At 63.8% G+C, this 17,817-nt stretch carries 17 protein-coding genes; 8 read left to right on the top strand and 9 right to left on the bottom strand.

Features of this window, described 5'->3' with window-relative positions; translation table 11 throughout:
• Nucleotides 1-4: 4 nt before the first annotated feature.
• The 3 genes from DSAT_RS15705 to DSAT_RS11550 are packed head-to-tail and all read left to right on the top strand — an operon-like array spanning nucleotide 5 to nucleotide 1,697.
• Entirely contained in the window at nucleotides 5-427 is a 423-nt protein-coding gene (locus tag DSAT_RS15705) for a winged helix-turn-helix domain-containing protein (RefSeq protein WP_201764141.1), read from the top strand.
• On the top strand, nucleotides 361-915 hold the full coding sequence (locus DSAT_RS15700) for a restriction endonuclease (RefSeq protein WP_268870180.1): 555 nt from the start codon (nucleotides 361-363) through the stop codon (nucleotides 913-915). Before DSAT_RS15705 ends, DSAT_RS15700 begins: the two co-directional genes overlap by 67 nt.
• Nucleotides 916-932: 17 nt before the next feature.
• Nucleotides 933-1,697, top strand: coding sequence for an exodeoxyribonuclease III (locus DSAT_RS11550; RefSeq protein WP_020887701.1), 765 nt, complete (start codon nucleotides 933-935; stop codon nucleotides 1,695-1,697).
• Here DSAT_RS11550 and DSAT_RS11545 read toward each other — a convergent pair.
• Together DSAT_RS11545 and DSAT_RS11540 are read right to left on the bottom strand one after the other, a co-directional pair.
• Nucleotides 1,651-3,057 (bottom strand): small ribosomal subunit Rsm22 family protein, encoded by a 1,407-nt coding sequence (locus tag DSAT_RS11545; RefSeq protein WP_020887700.1) that lies wholly within the window; start codon nucleotides 3,055-3,057, stop codon nucleotides 1,651-1,653. The two genes, DSAT_RS11550 and DSAT_RS11545, sit on opposite strands and share 47 nt — an antisense overlap.
• On the bottom strand, nucleotides 3,047-4,591 hold the full coding sequence (locus DSAT_RS11540) for an ASKHA domain-containing protein (RefSeq protein WP_020887699.1): 1,545 nt from the start codon (nucleotides 4,589-4,591) through the stop codon (nucleotides 3,047-3,049). Before DSAT_RS11540 ends, DSAT_RS11545 begins: the two co-directional genes overlap by 11 nt.
• A 140-nt stretch (nucleotides 4,592-4,731) precedes the next feature.
• Here DSAT_RS11540 and DSAT_RS11535 point away from each other — a divergent pair, with 140 nt between their 5' ends.
• Entirely contained in the window at nucleotides 4,732-4,977 is a 246-nt protein-coding gene (locus DSAT_RS11535) for a hypothetical protein (RefSeq protein ID WP_020887698.1), read from the top strand.
• Between the two features lie 137 nt (nucleotides 4,978-5,114).
• On the opposite strand, the gene DSAT_RS11530 is transcribed toward DSAT_RS11535, so the two are convergent.
• The gene (locus DSAT_RS11530; protein WP_020887697.1) at nucleotides 5,115-6,479 is read right to left on the bottom strand and encodes a M23 family metallopeptidase; all 1,365 of its coding nucleotides are present in this window, start codon (nucleotides 6,477-6,479) and stop codon (nucleotides 5,115-5,117) included.
• A 176-nt stretch (nucleotides 6,480-6,655) separates the two neighbouring features.
• The gene (locus tag DSAT_RS11525) at nucleotides 6,656-7,570 is read right to left on the bottom strand and encodes a peptidoglycan DD-metalloendopeptidase family protein (protein WP_235695957.1); all 915 of its coding nucleotides are present in this window, start codon (nucleotides 7,568-7,570) and stop codon (nucleotides 6,656-6,658) included.
• On the opposite strand from DSAT_RS11525, the gene DSAT_RS15795 reads away from it, so the two are divergent.
• Nucleotides 7,556-7,978 carry a hypothetical protein gene (locus tag DSAT_RS15795; RefSeq protein WP_235695956.1) on the top strand — a complete coding sequence of 141 codons (423 nt, stop codon included), beginning with the start codon at nucleotides 7,556-7,558 and terminating at the stop codon, nucleotides 7,976-7,978. The genes DSAT_RS11525 and DSAT_RS15795 overlap by 15 nt on opposite strands.
• Nucleotides 7,979-8,301: 323 nt before the next feature.
• Nucleotides 8,302-9,195 carry a flagellin N-terminal helical domain-containing protein gene (locus DSAT_RS11520; RefSeq protein ID WP_020887695.1) on the top strand — a complete coding sequence of 298 codons (894 nt, stop codon included), beginning with the start codon at nucleotides 8,302-8,304 and terminating at the stop codon, nucleotides 9,193-9,195.
• A 62-nt stretch (nucleotides 9,196-9,257) separates the two neighbouring features.
• On the opposite strand, the gene DSAT_RS11515 is transcribed toward DSAT_RS11520, so the two are convergent.
• Nucleotides 9,258-10,169, bottom strand: a complete 912-nt coding sequence (locus DSAT_RS11515; RefSeq protein WP_020887694.1) for a DMT family transporter — start codon at nucleotides 10,167-10,169, stop codon at nucleotides 9,258-9,260.
• Nucleotides 10,170-10,248: 79 nt separating this feature from the next.
• Nucleotides 10,249-11,538 (bottom strand): NAD(P)/FAD-dependent oxidoreductase, encoded by a 1,290-nt coding sequence (locus tag DSAT_RS11510; RefSeq protein WP_020887693.1) that lies wholly within the window; start codon nucleotides 11,536-11,538, stop codon nucleotides 10,249-10,251.
• A gap of 418 nt (nucleotides 11,539-11,956) precedes the next feature.
• On the opposite strand from DSAT_RS11510, the gene DSAT_RS11505 reads away from it, so the two are divergent.
• Nucleotides 11,957-13,630 carry a glutamine--tRNA ligase/YqeY domain fusion protein gene (locus DSAT_RS11505; protein ID WP_020887692.1) on the top strand — a complete coding sequence of 558 codons (1,674 nt, stop codon included), beginning with the start codon at nucleotides 11,957-11,959 and terminating at the stop codon, nucleotides 13,628-13,630.
• A gap of 199 nt (nucleotides 13,631-13,829) precedes the next feature.
• Here DSAT_RS11505 and DSAT_RS11500 read toward each other — a convergent pair whose 3' ends face one another.
• The 3 genes from DSAT_RS11500 to DSAT_RS11490 form a co-directional block, all read right to left on the bottom strand.
• Nucleotides 13,830-14,837, bottom strand: a complete 1,008-nt coding sequence (locus DSAT_RS11500; protein WP_020887691.1) for a Tim44 domain-containing protein — start codon at nucleotides 14,835-14,837, stop codon at nucleotides 13,830-13,832.
• A 490-nt stretch (nucleotides 14,838-15,327) separates the two neighbouring features.
• Nucleotides 15,328-15,732, bottom strand: a complete 405-nt coding sequence (locus DSAT_RS11495; RefSeq protein ID WP_020887690.1) for a type II toxin-antitoxin system VapC family toxin — start codon at nucleotides 15,730-15,732, stop codon at nucleotides 15,328-15,330.
• Complete coding sequence (locus tag DSAT_RS11490) at nucleotides 15,729-15,962, bottom strand: hypothetical protein (protein WP_020887689.1); 234 nt, start codon at nucleotides 15,960-15,962, stop codon at nucleotides 15,729-15,731. Before DSAT_RS11490 ends, DSAT_RS11495 begins: the two co-directional genes overlap by 4 nt.
• A 177-nt stretch (nucleotides 15,963-16,139) precedes the next feature.
• On the opposite strand from DSAT_RS11490, the gene DSAT_RS11485 reads away from it, so the two are divergent.
• Nucleotides 16,140-17,810: a DUF438 domain-containing protein gene (locus tag DSAT_RS11485; protein WP_020887688.1), complete on the top strand. Its 1,671-nt coding sequence runs from the start codon at nucleotides 16,140-16,142 to the stop codon at nucleotides 17,808-17,810.
• Nucleotides 17,811-17,817 lie beyond the last annotated feature (7 nt).

Below are 17,817 nucleotides of genomic sequence, written 5' to 3'. Positions count from 1 at the left end.
GCGTATGGCATTCCCAGGTGTTCAAGACATAACATTGCCGCTTCTTCGGTACCTTGGTGATGGAGAAATTCGTTCCAACGCTGAGATATATGCTGAGATGGCCAAACACTTTTCTCTTTCCGAGGATGATCTCCGAGTGTTGCTTCCAAGTGGAAGGCAACCTATCTTCAAGAATCGTGTTGCGTGGGCAAAAGCATTTCTCAAGCAAGCGAGGATATTGGAGTCTCCTGCGCGGGGAAACTATGTAATCACGAAGCGGGGAAAAGAAGTTCTGGCAGAGAATGTACAAAGATTGACGAACAAATATCTTTGTAGATTTGATGAATTTGTTGAGTTCAAAAGGGTGGGAAGAATGGAGATATGCAATCTTCGTGTGAGGGGCAAAGCGAGAAGACCCCCCTTGAACTCATTGAGGAAGGATTTCTGAGTATACGGAATGAGCTTGTCGCGAGTATCATTGATACGATAAAGAAATGCTCGCCAATGTTTTTTGAAAAACTTGTCGTCGATCTATTGATTGCGATGGGATATGGTGGATCAAAGAAGGAAGCTGGACTCGTCACGTCATATGCAAATGACGAAGGAGTTGATGGCATAATCAAGGAAGATAGACTTGGTCTTGATGTTGTTTATGTGCAGGCGAAGAAATGGGAATCTTCTGTTTCTCGGCCTGAGATTCAAAAATTTGCAGGTGCTCTTTTGGGCAAAAAAGCTAAGAAAGGTGTTTTTATAACAACATCTTCTTTTACAAAAGAAGCAGTATCTTTTGCAAACTCGGTAGAAGCGAAAATAGTTTTGATTGATGGGCAAAAGCTTGCAGAATACATGATTGAGTATGGCGTCGGTGTTGCTGTCGAAGATTCATATGTGATCAAGAGAATCGACCTCGGTTATTTCATTGAAGATAATATCTAGCCACGGGATTGTGCCTGATGATTCTCTATTCCTGGAACGTGAACGGCTTTCGGGCCGTGGTGCAGAAAGGTTTTTGGGACTGGTTTCGCGAGCGTGGAGCGGATGTCGTTTGTTTGCAAGAGACCAAGGCGTCGCCGGAGCAGCTTTCCCCCTCGGACATCAATCCCGACGGGTACATGGGCATCTGGAGCGCCTCCACGGTGAAGAAGGGCTACTCTGGAACCGCATGCTTCTGTCGTCAAGCACCCCTTGACCATCGTCTCGAATTGCCGGACTCGGCTTGGCAGGGGGAGGGCAGGCTCGTGCACGTGGAGTTCGAGAAATTCCACCTGCTGAACTGCTATTTCCCCAATTCCGGCCAGGGGCCCGCGCGATTGGCCTACAAACTCGGTTATTACCAGGCGTTTCTCGACTACTGCCAGGAACTGCGCCGCGACAAGCCCGTGGTCTTTTGCGGCGACGTGAACACTGCGCACCGCGAGATCGATTTGCACGATCCCGTGGGCAACGCCAAGTCTTCCGGATTTCTGCCCGAGGAGCGGGCCTGGGTGGATCGGTTCGTGGACGCCGGATACGTGGACAGCTTCCGGCTCTTCGAACAGAGCGGCGGGCATTATACGTGGTGGGACTATCGCACGCGGGCCAGACCCAGGAACCTGGGCTGGCGCATCGACTATTTCTTCGTCTGCGAGGAATTGAAGGACGCCGTGAAGCGGGCCTGGATCGAGCCCGATGTCAACGGCTCCGACCACTGCCCCGTGGGCCTGGAGCTTTCGCTTTAGCCTTACCGCCCGGTTCGCGCTTGGCCGGGGCCTTGGACGTTCCTTTCATGGCTCCCGGCCGCGCGGGACGGTCCTGCCCTTTTGCGCCATGGGCCGTTGCTTCGTCGCGCGGCTGCCGCTCTTCGCGCGGCTTTTTCTCGCCCGGGGCCTTGCCAAAAGTCGTGCGGTTCGCCCCGGCGTCCTTCGTGTGCCGTGCCTGCGGACCGCGATGCGGCTTGCCGTCCGGGCCGGGCATGGGCACGCGAAGCGCCCCGGAGACCTTGTCCACCACGTCCGCTTCCGGCCACACCGGCCTCACCAGTTCACCGGACTGGCGCATCCAGCCCATGAGCAGGGTCAGTCCCCGCACGGAACAGGCGTACTGTCCGCGCTCGCCGCCGGGCAGGGGGAAGGCCTCGGAGACCACGCGAGCCTGCGTTTCGTCGGGCCGGGGCAGCGTACGCCCGGCCAGGACGAACGAGACATGCAGCCGCGACTTGGGAAGCCGCGCGGCTTCGCTCAGGTGCGTGAGCCAGGCGGGCGCGCCCTGGCTGTCGAAGCCGAAGTGGCACCACGCCTTCCGGCCCGTGCCCGGCATGGGGCATTGCGTCTGGTGCGGGCAGGGCGAGGCCATGACGAAGCCCTCGTCCTCGATCAGGGTTTCGCGCAGTTCGATCAACCGGCGCGCGGCCAGCCGGGTTCCCGGCTCCACGAGCAGAAGCGAGCCGTCGGCCGCGAGATGCGAGGCCAGACGTCCGGCAAGTCCGGCAAGATCAGGCTCGCGCCGCGAGCCCGGACCTCCGGAAAGTTCGTTCAAAACGTTGGCAGCCGTGATCAGGTCGGCCCGCGCGCGCGGCAGCTTGAACAGGTGTTCGGCTTCGAGTCGGATGTCCCACGGACTCTTTGGGTCGAGCAGGCGGAAGAGGTCGCGTCCCAGGCGCAAGGATTTGCCCGCGCGATCCAGGCAGACGAAGCGAAGTTTCTGGCGGCGAAGCTCGGGCCGCGCCAGCCACAGGGCCTGCAATACCGTCAGCGGCCCGGCCCCCAGGTCCACCACCAGGGCGTCGTCGGGCAGGGCGAGCGGCAGGCTGGCGAAGAGCCGGGTCAGGCGCACCAGGTTCCAGGGGTGGAAATAGTGCAGGTAGGCTGCCAGGGGGCCTGGCCGCGTCATGTAGTCCGGGGCGAAGGCCTCGCCGCGCTCCTCGGTCAGGCTGGCGGAAAGGTCGCGCACCTCGTAGTGCAGCGTCCGGGCGTGGCGCGGGGTGAGCGGCATGACCTGCTTGAGCATGCGCCCGTATTCGGCCAGATGCCCGGCCGCCTCCGGTGTGAGCGGTCCAAAGAGCGAAGGGCAGGGCGCGGACGAGGGATTGTCAGGGAACATAGGTGAATCGCATCCTTTCAAGATAGTGGCGGCCGAAATCGGACCGCGCGGTCAGGTCCAGCACCGTGGCTCGCTCTGGCAGGGACTGGGCGTGGTCGCGCGCGGCGCTGTCCATGGCCAGAAGGCGGGCTCCGGCAAGCGAGGTGTTGCCAGCCGCCCGGCATGCCGTCGCGAGCGTCTGAGGCAGGAAGCCGAGTTCGGCCAAATCCTCGGGGTGCACATGGCTGCCTAGTGCTCCGGCCAGATGGACGGTTGTGACGCCGCGCGGCGTACATGCGGCGGCCTCGAAAAGGCTGGCCAGGGCATGGTTGCAAGCGGCCTTGACCTTCAAGACTTCCTCCACGTCCGAGGCCGTGAAGCGCAGTCCGCCCGAAAGCTCCAGCGCGGGTTGTCCCCGCGTGCGGTCGAGCGTGGTCAGAACCCGGGCCGCGAGGGGAGAGGGACCATCCATGAAACGGCCGTCCTCGTCAAGCGCTCCTGCCCGGCGCAGGCAGGCGAGGAGCGAGATCGCGCCCGTGCCGGAAATGCCGCTCGGGCCGTTTTCTGGGCACGGCGGCAGGATGCGCGGCAAAAGGCCTGCTGGCGTCAGATCGAAGCCGGTGATCGCGCCGGGACCGGCCAGGCAGCCGTGTGAAAGCCCCACGCCTTCGAGCGCGGGCCCCATGGGAACGCTGGCCATGAGAAGGCGGCCGTCCGGCAGGGCCAGGACGAACTCGCCGTTGGTCCCGAAATCCGCCAGAAGCCAGGGCGGAGCAGGGTGGACCTCCCGTTCCAGGTGCACGACTCCGGCCGCCACGTCCCCGCCGACGAAGGGGCCGAACTGCGGCGGGATGTAGGCCTCTGGCAGGCCCTCTCCGAGTCGCTCCAGTCGGCCGCCCGCGTAGTCCAGGTGGTAGGGCGCGCGGGCCAAGCCCTCCACGGGCAGGCCGAGGAGCAGGCTGGTCATGGATGGGTTGCCCGCCATCACAAGAAGTTCGGGGTAGCCTGTGAGGCGGAGCAGGTCCAAAAGGCGTTCGTGCACTACTCGTCGCAGATGAGGGGCATGTCCGGCCAGGGCCAGGGCGAGGCGTGACATGATCTCGCTGCCCGCGCCAATTTGGGGGTTCAGGTCGGACCCGAAGGCCAGTTCGCGACCATCCAGGGCCAGGGCTGACCATTGCAGGCTCGTGGTGCCCAGGTCCACAGCCAGGGCAGCGGCTTCGACGGTTGGCATGGGAGCGGGAACCGGCGCGGCAGGTCCGCCCTGGGCGACGATCATGCCCGGTGCGGCAACGTGGCGGCAGGCAAGGCGGTCGCTCGAGTCGATGTCCTCGGGAGAGAGAAGTTTGCGTTCGGCATCGTCCAAAGGCGGCGTTCCTTTCAAAAAACGCGTCTTGCAGCGGCCGCAAAGCCCCGCTCCGCCGCACATCGGCTTGACATGCCCCGCAAGGTGCAGGAACATGGCCTGCGCAACGGTAATCCCCGGCTCCACGGGAACGGTCACGTATCGGCCGTCGTTCGTGACAATGGTGAATACTTCGGTTGCCTGTGGCATGAATGCATGATGGAGCCAAGCGCCCTTTTTTGCAACGTCCGTCGGCCGTTTTGAATGGTTTCTTTTTCCGGCGTCTTGACGGCGGGGCATGAAGCCTTACTACCCTGCAACAAGGTTTTATCAGAGCAAGGAGCGTATATATGACGTATGCCGAACGTTTTTGTCCCCATTGCGGCGACAAGCTGTGCGAATGGGAAGCGCCCCCCGAGACTTGGTGGGGCATCATTCTGGTCTGCAACAACAACGATTGCAGCTACTTCAAGGGTTCCAACGACGAGATCGCGGGCAAACGGGACGATTCGGGCCTTGGAACCCGCTACGCCGAAGACCCCAAGCTTGATTACGCCCCCTTCAACCTTCTTTCCTGGTGCCCCAGGCTTGACTGATTCTTCGCGCTGACGCCACGGGCGAGCTCCTGGTGGGGCCTCGCTACCGAATTCGAAATGAAAGACGCCGGGGGCTGAAAACCTCCGGCGTCTTTTTGCGTTTTTCGGGAAGGCGCTGGGAATCCGCAAACTTGGCCCTACAGGGCCGTGGGCGCTTCGCGTGGGGCTGGAGCCTGGACCTGAAGCTGCTCGTCCATGTCGAGCAGTGGCCTGAGCTGCTGCACGACCCGCTTGAATGCCTTCATGTTCTCCTTGGAAACATTGTCCGCAGGAGGCGTTTTTACGTTCAGCGGGTTTACGTACTGGCCGTTGAGTCGCATGCGGAAGCACAGATGCGGGCCGGTCGAGAGGCCTGTGGTGCCAACGTAGCCGATGACCTGCCCCTGGTTCACGCGTGCCCCTTTCCTGATGCCCCGCGCAAAACCGTTCAGGTGCAGATACCACGTCTCGTAGCCGTTGCGGTGCTGGATCTTGACCATGTTGCCCGAGCCGCCATTGAAGGCGGCGAAGGTCACAGTGCCGTCGCCGACGGTACGCACCGGCGTGCCGATGGGAGCGGCGTAGTCGATGGCTGGATGCGCTCTGAACTCGTTGAGGATGGGGTGCATGCGCCTGAGGTTGAAGCCCGACGAGATGCGGGTGAATTCGAGCGGCGCACGCAGGAAAGCCTTGCGCATGGAGCGGCCTTCGAGGTTGAAATAGGAGGCCCGTCCCTCGGCCTCCTCGAAGAGGAAGGCGTAGTAGGAATCCCCCTGATTGTCGAAGCGCGCCGCGAGCACCCTGCCATAGCCAGCGAAGGCGCCCTCGCGATAGCGCTTTTCGACGACTAGGCTGAAAGAGTCGCCTTGTCTCAGGTCGCGGGTGAAGTCGATGTCCCATTCGTAGATGCGCGCTATGGCGAAAACGAGGGACGGACCCTCGCCGCTGTCATCGACCGCCTGGAAGAGGCTGTCGTTGATCGTGCCGCTGACCGTGACGGTCGTGGTTTCATATTCGATGGGCACGCGATTGACAACGAAGCCGCTCTCATCGAGTTCGACAACCAGACGTTCTTCAGCGTCGATGTCGTAGACGAAGCTGCGGAATGAGTCGTTTTCGGCGATGATGCTGTATTCGCGTCCGGCATTGATGCGCGAGAGGGGGAACACGTCGGCGCATTTTTGCACAAGTGCATGGATGTCCGCTGGGCCGAAATAGGAACCGAGAAGATTCGAGACCGTTTCGCCGGGTTTGATGACGCCTTTGACGACGTCGATTGCGGATGCAGCGTCAGCGATCTCGATCTCATCGTCGATTTCCGCAAGCATATCCGCCTGGGCCGAGGCATCGCAATTCTCGACTTCGCTTCGAGCACCCATCAAGGGAGCCGTTCTTTCTTCGGTGAGTGTGGGGAGGATAAGCGTTGCGCTGAGCAGCAGGGCGAAAAAAGCGAAGGCCAGACGCCCCGCCACGGGGCGTCTGGCCTTTTGCGCGAAGATGTAACGGTTTCGTTTCTTCATCATTTTGCACAATTCCTGCGGCAGGTCCATTCGATGCATGGATCATCTACAGTCGTGCAGAGAGATACATGGATTATGTAGACTTGTCCACCCCTTTGCGAGAGGCGTCCGGCAAGCCGCGAGAGCGGTTGCCTGGTGGCAGCCGCGCGACGGTTCGTCCGCCATGATTCGCGGCGCGGCTACAGAGCGGTAGGATCCTTTTCGGGGGGGCGCACCGGAGTCTGGACGCGCAGCGGTTCCTCCGCATCGAGCAGGGGCCGCAGGTGGCGCACGGTGCGCTCGAAGGCGTCCATCCTGGCCTTGGATACGTTCTCGGCCGGGGGCATCTTCACGTTCATGGGGTTAACGTATTTCCCGTTGAGGCGCATGCGAAAGTCCAGGTGTGGCCCGGTGGAACGGCCCGTGGAGCCCACGTATCCGATGATCTGTCCCTGGGAGACGCGAGTTCCCTTGCGCACGCCGCGTGCATAGCCCTGTAGATGCAGGTACCACGTTTCATAGCCGTTGCGATGCAGGACCTTGATCATGTTGCCGGCCGCTCCGTTGTATCCCGCGTAGGTCACGGTGCCGTCACCGATTGTGCGCACCGGCGTTCCGGTCGGCGCGGCGTAGTCGATGGCCGGGTGTGCCCTGACTTCGTTGAGGATGGGGTGCACCCGGCGCAGGTTGTAGCCCGAGGAAATGCGGGTGAATTTGAGCGGAGCCTTGAGGAATGCCTTGCGCATGGAGCGCCCTTCGAGGTTGAAATAGGAGGGCCGTCCTTCAGACTCCTCGAAGAGGATCGCGTAGAAGGGAGTCCCTTGGTTGTCGAAGCGCGCCGCAAGCACCTTGCCGTAGCCCGCGAAGGCGCCCTCGCGATAGCGTTTTTCGACCACAAGACTGAAGGAGTCGCCTTGTCTGAGGTCGCGGGTGAAGTCGATGTCCCATTCGTAAATGCCCGCGATGGCAAAAACAAGGGATGCTCCCTCGCCGCTGCCCTCGACCGCCTGGAAGAGGCTGTCTGAGATGGTTCCGCGCACAGTGACGGTCTGGGTCTCGTATTCGATGGGGACTCGGTTGACCACGAAGCCGTCCTCGGCGTGCTCGATGATCAACTGTTCCTCCGCGTCGATGTCGTAGACGAAACTGCGGAACGTATTGTCTTCGGAGATGATGCTATATTCCCGCCCCGCATTGATACGGGAAAGGGGAAAGACATCGGCGCACTTTTGTACAAGTGTGTGGATGTCCGAGGGGCCGAAATACTGTCCCAGAATGTTGGAGACCGTGTCCCCTGGCTGGACAACTCCCTTGGAGACGTCGATGACAGGGCCGGTGTTTTCGGCTTCGCACGACTCTCCGCTTTGGGAGAGGGTTGCGTGTGGTTCTTGGCCTTCGTCATGACTTTCGAAAGAGAACCGTTCTTTCAGGATGGGAACGAGGAGCGTCGCGCAGAGAAGGGCAACACAAAACAAGAAGGCCAAACGTTTCGCCTGAGAACGTTTGGCCTTTGTGCCGAATAGATAGCGATTGGGTTTTGCCATGTTCTCGCAGTATGTCCGATGTTCACGCCGCAGGCAGTGTGCTCCGCGTTGTATTTTCACCGCCCCAATACACTCTTCGCAAGAGAGTGTCCATTCCCCGGAGTTGACAACGCAAGGGGATCGAGGGCGTCTTTGCCGGTCGTCGGCCAGTTTCGGCGTTTTCGGAACACGGGAAAAAATCTGTCTTATTCCCCTAAAGGATTCCCCTAAAGGGACGATAGGGCGAGCGACGGTGGTCGTCCAAGCATCATGAACCGCCTGAGGCAAGGACGCCGAGGGCAAGGACTTCAAGGAGGAACAACATGTCGCTCGTTATCAACCACAACCTGATGGCCATGAACGCGGCCCGCAACCTGACCACGGCCTACAGCAACCTGGGCACGTCGGTGAACCGGCTGTCTTCGGGCCTGCGCATCAACAGCGCGGCCGACGACGCCGCGGGTCTGGCGATTCGCGAACTCATGCGCGCGGACATCGCGTCCATCAACCAGGGCGTGCGCAACGCCATGGACGCGATCTCCATGATCCAGACCGCGGACGGCGCGCTGGGAGTCATCGACGAAAAGCTGATCCGCATGAAGGAACTCGCCGAGCAGGCCGCCACCGGCACCTACAACTCGGACCAGCGCCTCATCATCGACTCCGAGTTCCAAGCCATGGCCTCGGAAATCACCCGTATTGCCAACGCCACGGACTTCAACGGCATCTACCTGCTGAACGGCAACCTGAGTTCCGAGACCCACAACGGCGAGGGACTGAACTCCACGGGTAAGCTCAAGGTCCACTTCGGCGCGGGCAACGACTCGGCCGAGGACTACTACTACGTGCAGATCGGCAACTCCACGGCCTCGGCGCTCGGCGTCGGCATCGGTGCTGGGTCTGGCGCTCAGGCTCGTTCCGTGTCCACCCAGGCTTTGGCCCAGCGCGCTCTGGAAGGCATCCAAAATGCCATCATCTCCAAGGACAAGATCCGCGCCAACCTGGGTGCTCTCCAGAACCGTCTGGAGAACACCATCACCAACCTCCAGATTCAGGCCGAGAACCTGCAGGCCTCCGAGTCGCGCATCTCCGACGTGGACGTGGCCACCGAGATGACCGAGTTCGTGCGTCAGCAGATCCTTTCCCAGGCCGCAGTCGCCATGCTCTCGCAGGCCAACAGCCTGCCGAGGATGGCCATGCAGCTCCTGGGCGGCTAGCCCCGAAAACCTTTAAACGGCGACCGTCACCGGAAAGGCCCCCGAAAGGGGGCCTTTTTCGTTCATGCCGTTTCAGATGGCGGAGCGGCCGCCGGAATCCTGCGCTGACTCAGGAAGACCCCTGCGAAGACGACGACGGCGGCCAGCATCTGCTGCTTTGTGAAGGTGTCGCCGAGGAGCAGGCAGCCCAGGACCACCGAGACGACCGGGATGAGATTGACGAAGGCCGAGGCCTGGCCCGCGGGTACGCGGCTCATGCCGAAGTTGTACAGCCCGTAGGCCCCGATGCTGATGACCAAGCCGAGATAGACGATGCACAGCGCCGGGACGAGGGGCAGCTCCTGGGGCAGTTGCACGCCCGGCAGGGCCATGGCGGGCAGGAAGAATATCGCGCCCACGGCCGCCTGGGCGAAGGTCAGGAACCAGGCGTTGTAGCGCGAGGAAAGGTGCCTGAGCAGCACCATGTAGCCCGTGGCGCAACACATGGCCACGAACTCCAGGAAGTTGCCCAACAGGGGGTTGGGCGCGTTTTCGGTCTGCACGGCCACGCCTGTGAGCCAGACCACGCCGACGATGGACAGGCAAAAACCCGCGTAGGTGCGGCCCGCCGTGCGTTCGCCAAGGGCGAGGCGCGCGCCCAGCGCGACCATGAGCGGCAGGATGGCCGTGACCATGCCCGCCTGCGAGGCCGAGGTGTATTGCAGGGCGTAGGCCTCGAAGACGAAATACAGGCACGGCTCGCAAAGCGCCATGAGGGCGATCAGTTTCCAATCACCAGCACGGTAGTCGGCCCGGAACCGGCGCATGAGGAACAGGAAGGCCACGGCCGCGATGCTCATGCGCGCGAAGACGACGAAAAGCGGATGGAAGTTGGTCACCGCCACCTTCATGGCGATGAAGGAGCTGCCCCACAGGATGCAGGCCGCGAGCAGGGCGAGCGTGGGGGCGAGGTTCGATCCGTGGCGCGTGGTCATGTCGTTCTCCATACGCACGAACGCCGACGGCCCGTTGCGGCTCGTCGGCGTTCGTGCCTGCCTCAAAAGCAGGCTTGTTCTAGATTCGGATGGCGTCTTCGCGCCGGATCATCTTCTCCGCGTACACGTCGTCGGGCCAGTACAGCGGCGAGGCCGTGCCGGCCAGAAGCTCGCGCCGCACGTCGGCGGTCACGGGCAGCCTGTTCTGGATGAAGCTCGTGTAGATGCCCGCGCGGTCCACGTGACCGATGAGGATGCAGCCCACGAGCCGGTCACGGGCGAAGACCAGCTTCCGATAGGTCATGGCCTGCGGATCGGCGTCCACGGTGACCTCGTACATGCCGTCGGCAACCTCCTCCTCGGGCGGGTTGCTCAGGCCCACGGAGATGGTGCCCAGGCCGAAGAAGGTGATGGAGTTCATGGACAGGCCGCCCGGATAGGGCATGTTGGCTCCGGCCATGTTGATGCCCGCGTTGATGCCCTGGTTGTAGGCGCTGGGCCAGATGGGCGTGACCGCGCGGCGGCCGGACTGCATGTCCAAGGCCTCGGCCACGTCGCCCGCGGCGAAGACGTTCTTCGCGCTCGTCCGCATGCGGTCGTCGCACAGTACGCCCTTGCCGCATTCGATGCCCGCGGCCTTGGCAAGCTCTATGCGCGGGGAGACGCCCGTGGCCATGATCACGCAGTCGGCCGGAAGCTCGGCGTCGGCCGTGCGCACGGCCACGGCGCGGCCGGAGCGGTCCAGGGCCACGGCCTCGGGCGCGGCCTGGTGGAACTTCATTCCCTTGGATTCCAGGTGGCGGCGGACCAGGCTGCCGGCGGCTTCGTCGAAATAGGCGCGCATGATGCGCGAGCGCACCACGAGGGTCACGTCCTTGCCGAGCAGCAACAGCCCCTCGGCGGCCTTGAGCGCGATCAGGCCCGCGCCGATGACCACGAAGCGTCGCGCCGTGGGCGTGATTTCGCGCAGGCGGTCGGCGTCGGCCCAGGTGGTGAAGGAGTAGACGCCGGGCGCGTCGCGGCCGGGGATGCTTGCCGCGCCGGGCACGCCGCCCGTGGCCAGAAGCAGCCGGTCGTAGGCGATCACCTCGCCGTCTGTGGTGGTCACGGTCTGGGCGACCGGATCGATCGCAGCCACGGTGGAGCCCAGGCGCACGGAAATCTTGTTGCGTTCGTAGAATTCGGGGGGGCGAAGAGCCATGTCCTCGGCCTTGACCTTGCCCGCCAGGTAGTACGAGATCAGGGGGCGGCCGTAGGTGGCCTTGTCCTCCTCGCTGAGGACGATGATCTCGCCCTCGCGGTCGTGCATGCGGATGCCCTCGATGGCCCCGATGCTGGCGACGCCGTTGCCGATGATCACGTATTTCATGGACCCGCCTTGATTTTCTGGTAGCAGGGTGGCTGGAAAACGAGTGCGGCAAAACTAGCCGAAGGGTGGCTTGGCGTAAAGCCCTCGCGGCACGGATATTGTCAAAACTGGGAATTAGGTTGTCAGGCTGCTGAAAAAGTCTCGTCTGCCGCGTTGCCGCGAAAAGTTCAAATCCTCGCGTATTTTGAATACGCGTCGGCCTTGAACTTCTCTTGCGCCTTGCATCTGAGTCTTTTTGAGCAGCCTGAAGAAAGGGATTTGTCAACGAGCTTGCTGTTCTTCCATGCGCGGGGTTGCGGGCGAAGTTTCCGTCTTTGCTCCTGGCAATATTGACACTTGGGGGCATCCGTTTCATTGAAGGCCCTGGCGTTCGGGGCATGCTCCGGGGCCGACATCCGAAAAGGATCATGGGAAGGATATGAGCGATACCGAAAAGCCCGCAGCGCCGAAGAACTTCATCAGGGCCATCGTCGAGGACGATCTCGCGACCAACAAGTGGGAAGGCCGCGTGCACACCCGCTTTCCTCCGGAGCCCAACGGCTACCTGCACATCGGCCACGCCAAGTCCATCTGTCTGAACTTCGGGCTGGCGCGCGACTACGATGGCAAGTGCAACCTGCGCTTCGACGACACCAACCCCCTGAAGGAAGAGGTGGAGTACGTCGATTCCATTCAGGAGGACGTGCGCTGGCTCGGCTTTACGTGGGACAACCGCTTCTTCGCCTCGGACTATTTCGAGCGTATCTTCGAGTGCGCCGTCAAGCTCATCGAGATGGGCAAGGCCTACGTGGACTCGCTCTCCGCCGAGGAAATCCGGCAGTATCGCGGCACGCTCAAGGAGCCGGGCAGGAACAGCCCCTTTCGCGAGCGCGGCGTGGAGGAAAACCTCGATCTTTTCCGCCGCATGCGCGCGGGCGAGTTCCCGGACGGCGCGCACGTCCTGAGGGCAAAGATCGACATGGCCAGCCCCAACATCGTCATGCGCGACCCCACGCTCTACCGCATTCGCCACGCCGCGCACCACCGCACGGGCACAAACTGGTGCATCTATCCCATGTACGACTTCACGCACTGCCTCTCGGACTCCTTCGAGGGCATCACGCATTCCATCTGCACCCTGGAGTTCGAGAACAACCGCGAACTCTACGACTGGGTGCTGGACACGCTCGGGCTCTACCATCCGCGTCAGTACGAGTTCGCGCGGCTGAACATGACCCACGTGGCGCTTTCCAAGCGCAAGCTCATCAAGCTCGTGGAGTCCGGCGTGGTGGACGGCTGGGACGACCCGCGCATGCCCACGATCTCGGGCTTTCGCCGCCGGGGCTACACGCCCGAGTCCATTCGCGACTTTTGCGAGCGCATCGGCGTGGCGCGCAGCGCCAACGTCGTGGACTACGCGCTGCTCGAACACTGCCTGCGCGAGGATTTGAACGCCCGCGCGCCGCGCGTCATGGGCGTGCTCAGACCCCTTAAGCTGACCATCGTGAACTACCCCGAGGACCAGGTCGAGGAATTCGAGTTCCCCTACCATCCGGAGGACGAGTCCCAGGGCAGCCGCAAGCTGCCGTTTTGCCGCGACCTGTGGATCGAGCGCACGGACTTCATGGAGGACGCGCCCAAGAAGTGGTTCCGCCTCGCGCCGGGCAAGGAGGTCCGGCTGCGCTACGCCTACTACGTGCGCTGCGTGGAGGTGGTGAAGGACGCCTCGGGCGAGGTCGTGGAGGTCAGGTGCGAGTACGACCCGGCCACCAAGGGCGGCTGGTCCGACGACGGCCGCAAGGTCAAGGGCACGCTGCACTGGCTTTCCGCACGCCACGCCGCGCCCGCCGAGTTCAGGCTCTACGACCACCTCTTCCCGGCCGAGGGGCCGTCGGACGAGGCCGAGGGCGACGGCCTGAATCTCGATTCGCTCGAAATCGTGCGGGGCTACGTGGAGCCCGGGCTTGCCCAGGCCGAGCCGGGCTGGCGCTGCCAGTTCGAGCGCACGGGCTATTTCTGCGCGGACACGCGCCACAGCAAGCCCGGCGCGCCGGTCTTCAACCGCACCACCGGCCTTCGCGACTCCTTCGCCAGGGAGATGCAGAAGGGCTGAGACTGCGCGGGCGTCCTGACCGCCCTGGACATCCCATCTGCCGTGTTGCCGCGAAAAGCCCGGCCCTCGTCAGCAAACTGCGAGGCGGCCGGGCTTTTTGCGCGCCTTGCCGTGGGCCTGTGCCGCAAAAAAGGCCGCACCCGATAGGGCGCGGCCTTTTGATTTGGCGTAAGCCACGGCGCGTGCGCCGCGTGCCGTTCTAGACTTCGAGCTGCTGGATGCCTTCGAGCGTCCACTGCGGCCGGGGCGCGGCCTCGTCGCGCGAGAAGTGCCAAACCTCGCGCACTTGCGCGGCCTGCGCGGCGCTTTGGTCCTCGCGCATCAGGGCGTCGAAGAGCACGCTGATGATCGTCTCGGAGCCCTCCTGGCGGGACTCCACCACGCGCCCTTCGAGCATCAGCACCTCGGTGCGGCTCGGGCCGGGGTCCTCGGAGGCCTGGCGCACGATCTCGGCGTGCACCTCGGGGCTCGTGAACTCGCGGATGTCGTCAAGGTCGCGGCGGTCCCAGGAGGCTTGCAGGCGATTGAAGAGTATCTTGGCTCCAGACAGGAATTCCTGCTCGTCCATGCCTTGGGGCATGACGCTCGCGGGGGCGCTTTCGGGCGCTGGACTCGCGTTGTTCAGGTGTCCCCAGCCGCCGGAGCCGCTCATGGGCTGGCCCTGGGGCGTTCCGCCGGAGTAGGAGTAGGAAGAGGCGGTAGCCGTGGCCGCTTCGCGGCGCGACTTGATGAGCCTGAAGATCAGGAACGCGCCGCCCGCCAGGAGCAGGATTTCGAGCATGCCCACGCCGCCGCCCATGCCGCCGCCGAAGAGCATGGAGCCGATCAGCCCGCCCATCAGCATGCCGCCGAGCATGCCGCCCATGCCGCCCATGCGGGCGGGAGTGCCCTGGGCCGCCTGCTGGCCGGGCGCGGTCTGCTGCTCGCGGTTGGTCTGGCGCTGCTGGCTCTGGCCCTGCCTGGCGGGCGCGCCCTGGTTGTAGGACGGCCTGCTGCCGAACGATCCGCCGCCGCCCATGCGCCGGGCCTCGGCCGCCTCGGCCACGATGAACAGGAACATGACCGCGATCAGGGGAACCACGAGCAGCCGCAGGGGGCTCCTGGTCCTGGCGGCCGCGTCCGGTTTCCGGGCGGGGCGGGTCTGGGGGATGGTGGCGTCATGAGCGGCCGTGGCCGCGTCGTGCGTGGTCGAAGGGGTGGAATGCATGTGGTCTCCTTGTGCGAGGGGCCAAAAGGGCTTGAAAAAAGACCCCCGGCATGTCGCTTCCATGCCGAAGGTCCAACGTGTCGGCCTGTGTCGTCGATTAGCGGCGGCTAGACATCCTCAAAGCGGCAACGCCTCGATGCAGCCCCTTGGGGCCGCGCGTCGCCAAAGCTCGTGCGGTCGTGTCGCCTTTTGGTGCGTGAAAAAAGTAACGCCTCATTCCTTGACGGTCAAGCGAAATCGGCGCGGCGCGGCGTGGCCTCGGCAAGATCGTCGGCCTGAGAGAGCGAGGAGCGGCAAGGCGAGGGAACTGGGACGTGAAAGGCGCTCAAGCGTCCCAGGCTGTTGAAAAAGTCCCATTTGCTGCGTTGCTGCGAAAAGTTCAAATCCTCGCGTATTGCAAATACGCGTCGGCCTTGAGCTTTTCTTGCGCCTTGCATCTGGGCCTTTTTGAACAGCCTGGAGAAAGGGGTTTGTCAACAATCTCAGGCGCTCAAGCGTCCCCTTGCCAGTCCTCCACCCGCAGTCCGGTCACGCGGGCGAATTCCCGCATGTTGTGGGTGACGAGCGTGTGGTTTCCCGCCAGCGCCGTGGCCGCGATGAGCAGGTCGTGCGGGCCGATCGGCTGTCCCTTGGCTTCCAACTCGATGCGGATGGAGGCGGCCGCGTCGGCCTCGGCGAGCCCGAAATCCACGATGCGCACGGGGTCGAGGAAGCTGCGCAACTGATCCCCCATGCGTTGCGGGTGCCGGGCGCGGCGGACGCCGACCAGAAGCTCGTAGACGACCACGGCGGGCAGGACGATCGAGGCGGGCGGCAGGCTCAGAAGCCTTTGCGTCACGCCGCCGCGACCCTTGAAGAATGCGATGACCGTGTTGGTGTCGAGGCAGAACGTCACAGGCGCTCCCGCGCCACGTCGCAGCCAAGCCCGGCGCGAATGGCCTCCTGGTCGGGGAATCTCTCGTCCCATGCGCCTGCCAGGCCGCGAACCGCCTCGGGCCAGTCATCCCCGGCATGCCGCAGGATCAGTCCGGCCACGTAGCGGCTCTTGGACACCCCCGCCGCCGTGACGGCCTTGTCGAGCAGCTTCTGGGTCCGCTCGTCGAGATAAATAGTGACCTGTCCCATGGCTGACCTCCGTGCACGTATATTTTCTAATATACTTGGCCATGGCAGGCGTCAAGCGCGCGGCCCGCCCGCCGTCCTTTCTCTTTATTTCATTTGCCCCTGGCGGCGGGGCGGTGGTAGGCTCGGGCGAACCGCCGTCCGGGCGGCCTCGGCCACGACATGTAGCAGGAGGTTGTCATGGAGCTTTCCCCGAAGACCAAGATCGGCGCGCTGGTCGCCGCGTACCCGTTTCTGCTGGAATATCTGGCCGCCAGGTCGCCCGCGTTCGAGAAGCTGCGCAACCCCCTGCTGCTGAAGACCGTGGCCAAGATCGCGCCCATCTCGCAGGCCGCCTCCATGGGCGGGCTGGACGAGACCGAACTGCTGTTCGGCATCGCGGCCGAGATCTACCGCACCACGGGCGAGAGCGTGACCGTGGTGGGCCGGGAGGGCGGCGCGGCCACGGCAGGCGGGGCCGCTTCGGAATCCGGGGCGGACGATCCCGGCGTGGGCGAGCCGATCGCGCACGGTCCGCAGGGGCGGGAGCAGCGCGTGAAGGTGCTGAAGGACATCGTGATGCGCCTGCACAAGGGCGAACCCGTGGACGAGGTGCGCGCCGAGTTCCACGAGTTGCTCGCTCACGTCTCGCCCGCCGAGATCGGGGCCATGGAGCAGGAGCTTGTGAAGGAGGGCGTGCCCGAATCCGAGATCAAGCGCCTGTGCGAACTGCACGTGGAGCTTTTCACGGCCGCCACGAAGGCCCCGGAGCTGCCGGACGTGCCGCCGGGCCATCCGCTGCACACCTACCGGGCCGAGAACCGCGAGGCCGAGGCCAAGGCGGCGGCGTTGCAGGACGCGGCCTCGCTGGCGCTCGATCCCCTGACCTTTGCCGCCGCGCGCGGGGCGTTGCGCACGGGCCTGGCCGATCTGACCCACGTCGTGCGCCACTACGAGCGCAAGGAGAACCAGCTTTTCCCGATCATGGAGCGCCACGGCCTGACCGCGCCGCCGCAGGTGATGTGGGAGATACACGACGACATCCGCAAGCAGCTCAAGCAGGCCGCCGCGCTGCTCGACGCGGGCGACCCGGCCGCCGCGCCGCTGCTGGCCGAGGCCTGCGTGGCCGTGCGCGACATGGTCTTCAAGGAGGAGCGCATCCTCTTCCCCATGGTCTGGGCGACCTTCTCAGAGGCCGACTGGGGTGCCGCGCGCCACGGCGAGGAGGACATCGGCTTCGCCTGGGTCGCGCCTGGCGACGAATGGCGGCCCGCCGAGGGGGCGGCCCAGGCCGTGGGCGCTGGCGCTGGGCGTTTCGCCTCGGACTCGTCCGGCGGGGCTGGCGCTCTTGCTTCGGGAACTGTCGGCGGGGCTGGCGCTCTCGCGTCGGGTGCGATGGGGGGTGCTGGCGCTCTCGCTTCGGGAACGGCTGGGGGTACTGATCGTCTTGCCTCGGCTGCGGCCGGGCTCGTGGAACTCGACGCCGGGCGGCTCAGGCCCGAGGTGGTGAACGCCATCCTCAAGACGCTGCCCGTGGACCTCTCCTTCGTGGACGCGGGCGACCGCGTGGCCTACTTCTCGCAGACCGAGGAGCGCATCTTCCCGCGCAGCCCCGGCATCATCGGCCGCGACGTGAGCAAGTGCCACCCGCCCAAGAGCGTGCACATGGTGGAGGAGATTCTGCGCAAGTTCAGGTCGGGCGAGCGCGACACGGCGGAGTTCTGGATCGAACTCGGCGGCCGCTTCGTCCATATCCGCTACTTCGCCGTGCGCCAGGCGGACGGAACCTACGAGGGCTGCCTGGAAGTGAGCCAGGACGTGACCGCCATCCGCGCGCTGACGGGGCAGCGGCGGTTGTTGGAATGGAATTAAGAAAAAA

Origin of the sequence: Alkalidesulfovibrio alkalitolerans DSM 16529 (genome assembly GCF_000422245.1) — a bacterium.
In the GTDB taxonomy this organism is placed as follows: domain Bacteria; phylum Desulfobacterota; class Desulfovibrionia; order Desulfovibrionales; family Desulfovibrionaceae; genus Alkalidesulfovibrio; species Alkalidesulfovibrio alkalitolerans.
Note: the sequence above shows the minus strand (reverse complement) of the source record. Positions and strands in the feature narration are given on the sequence as shown.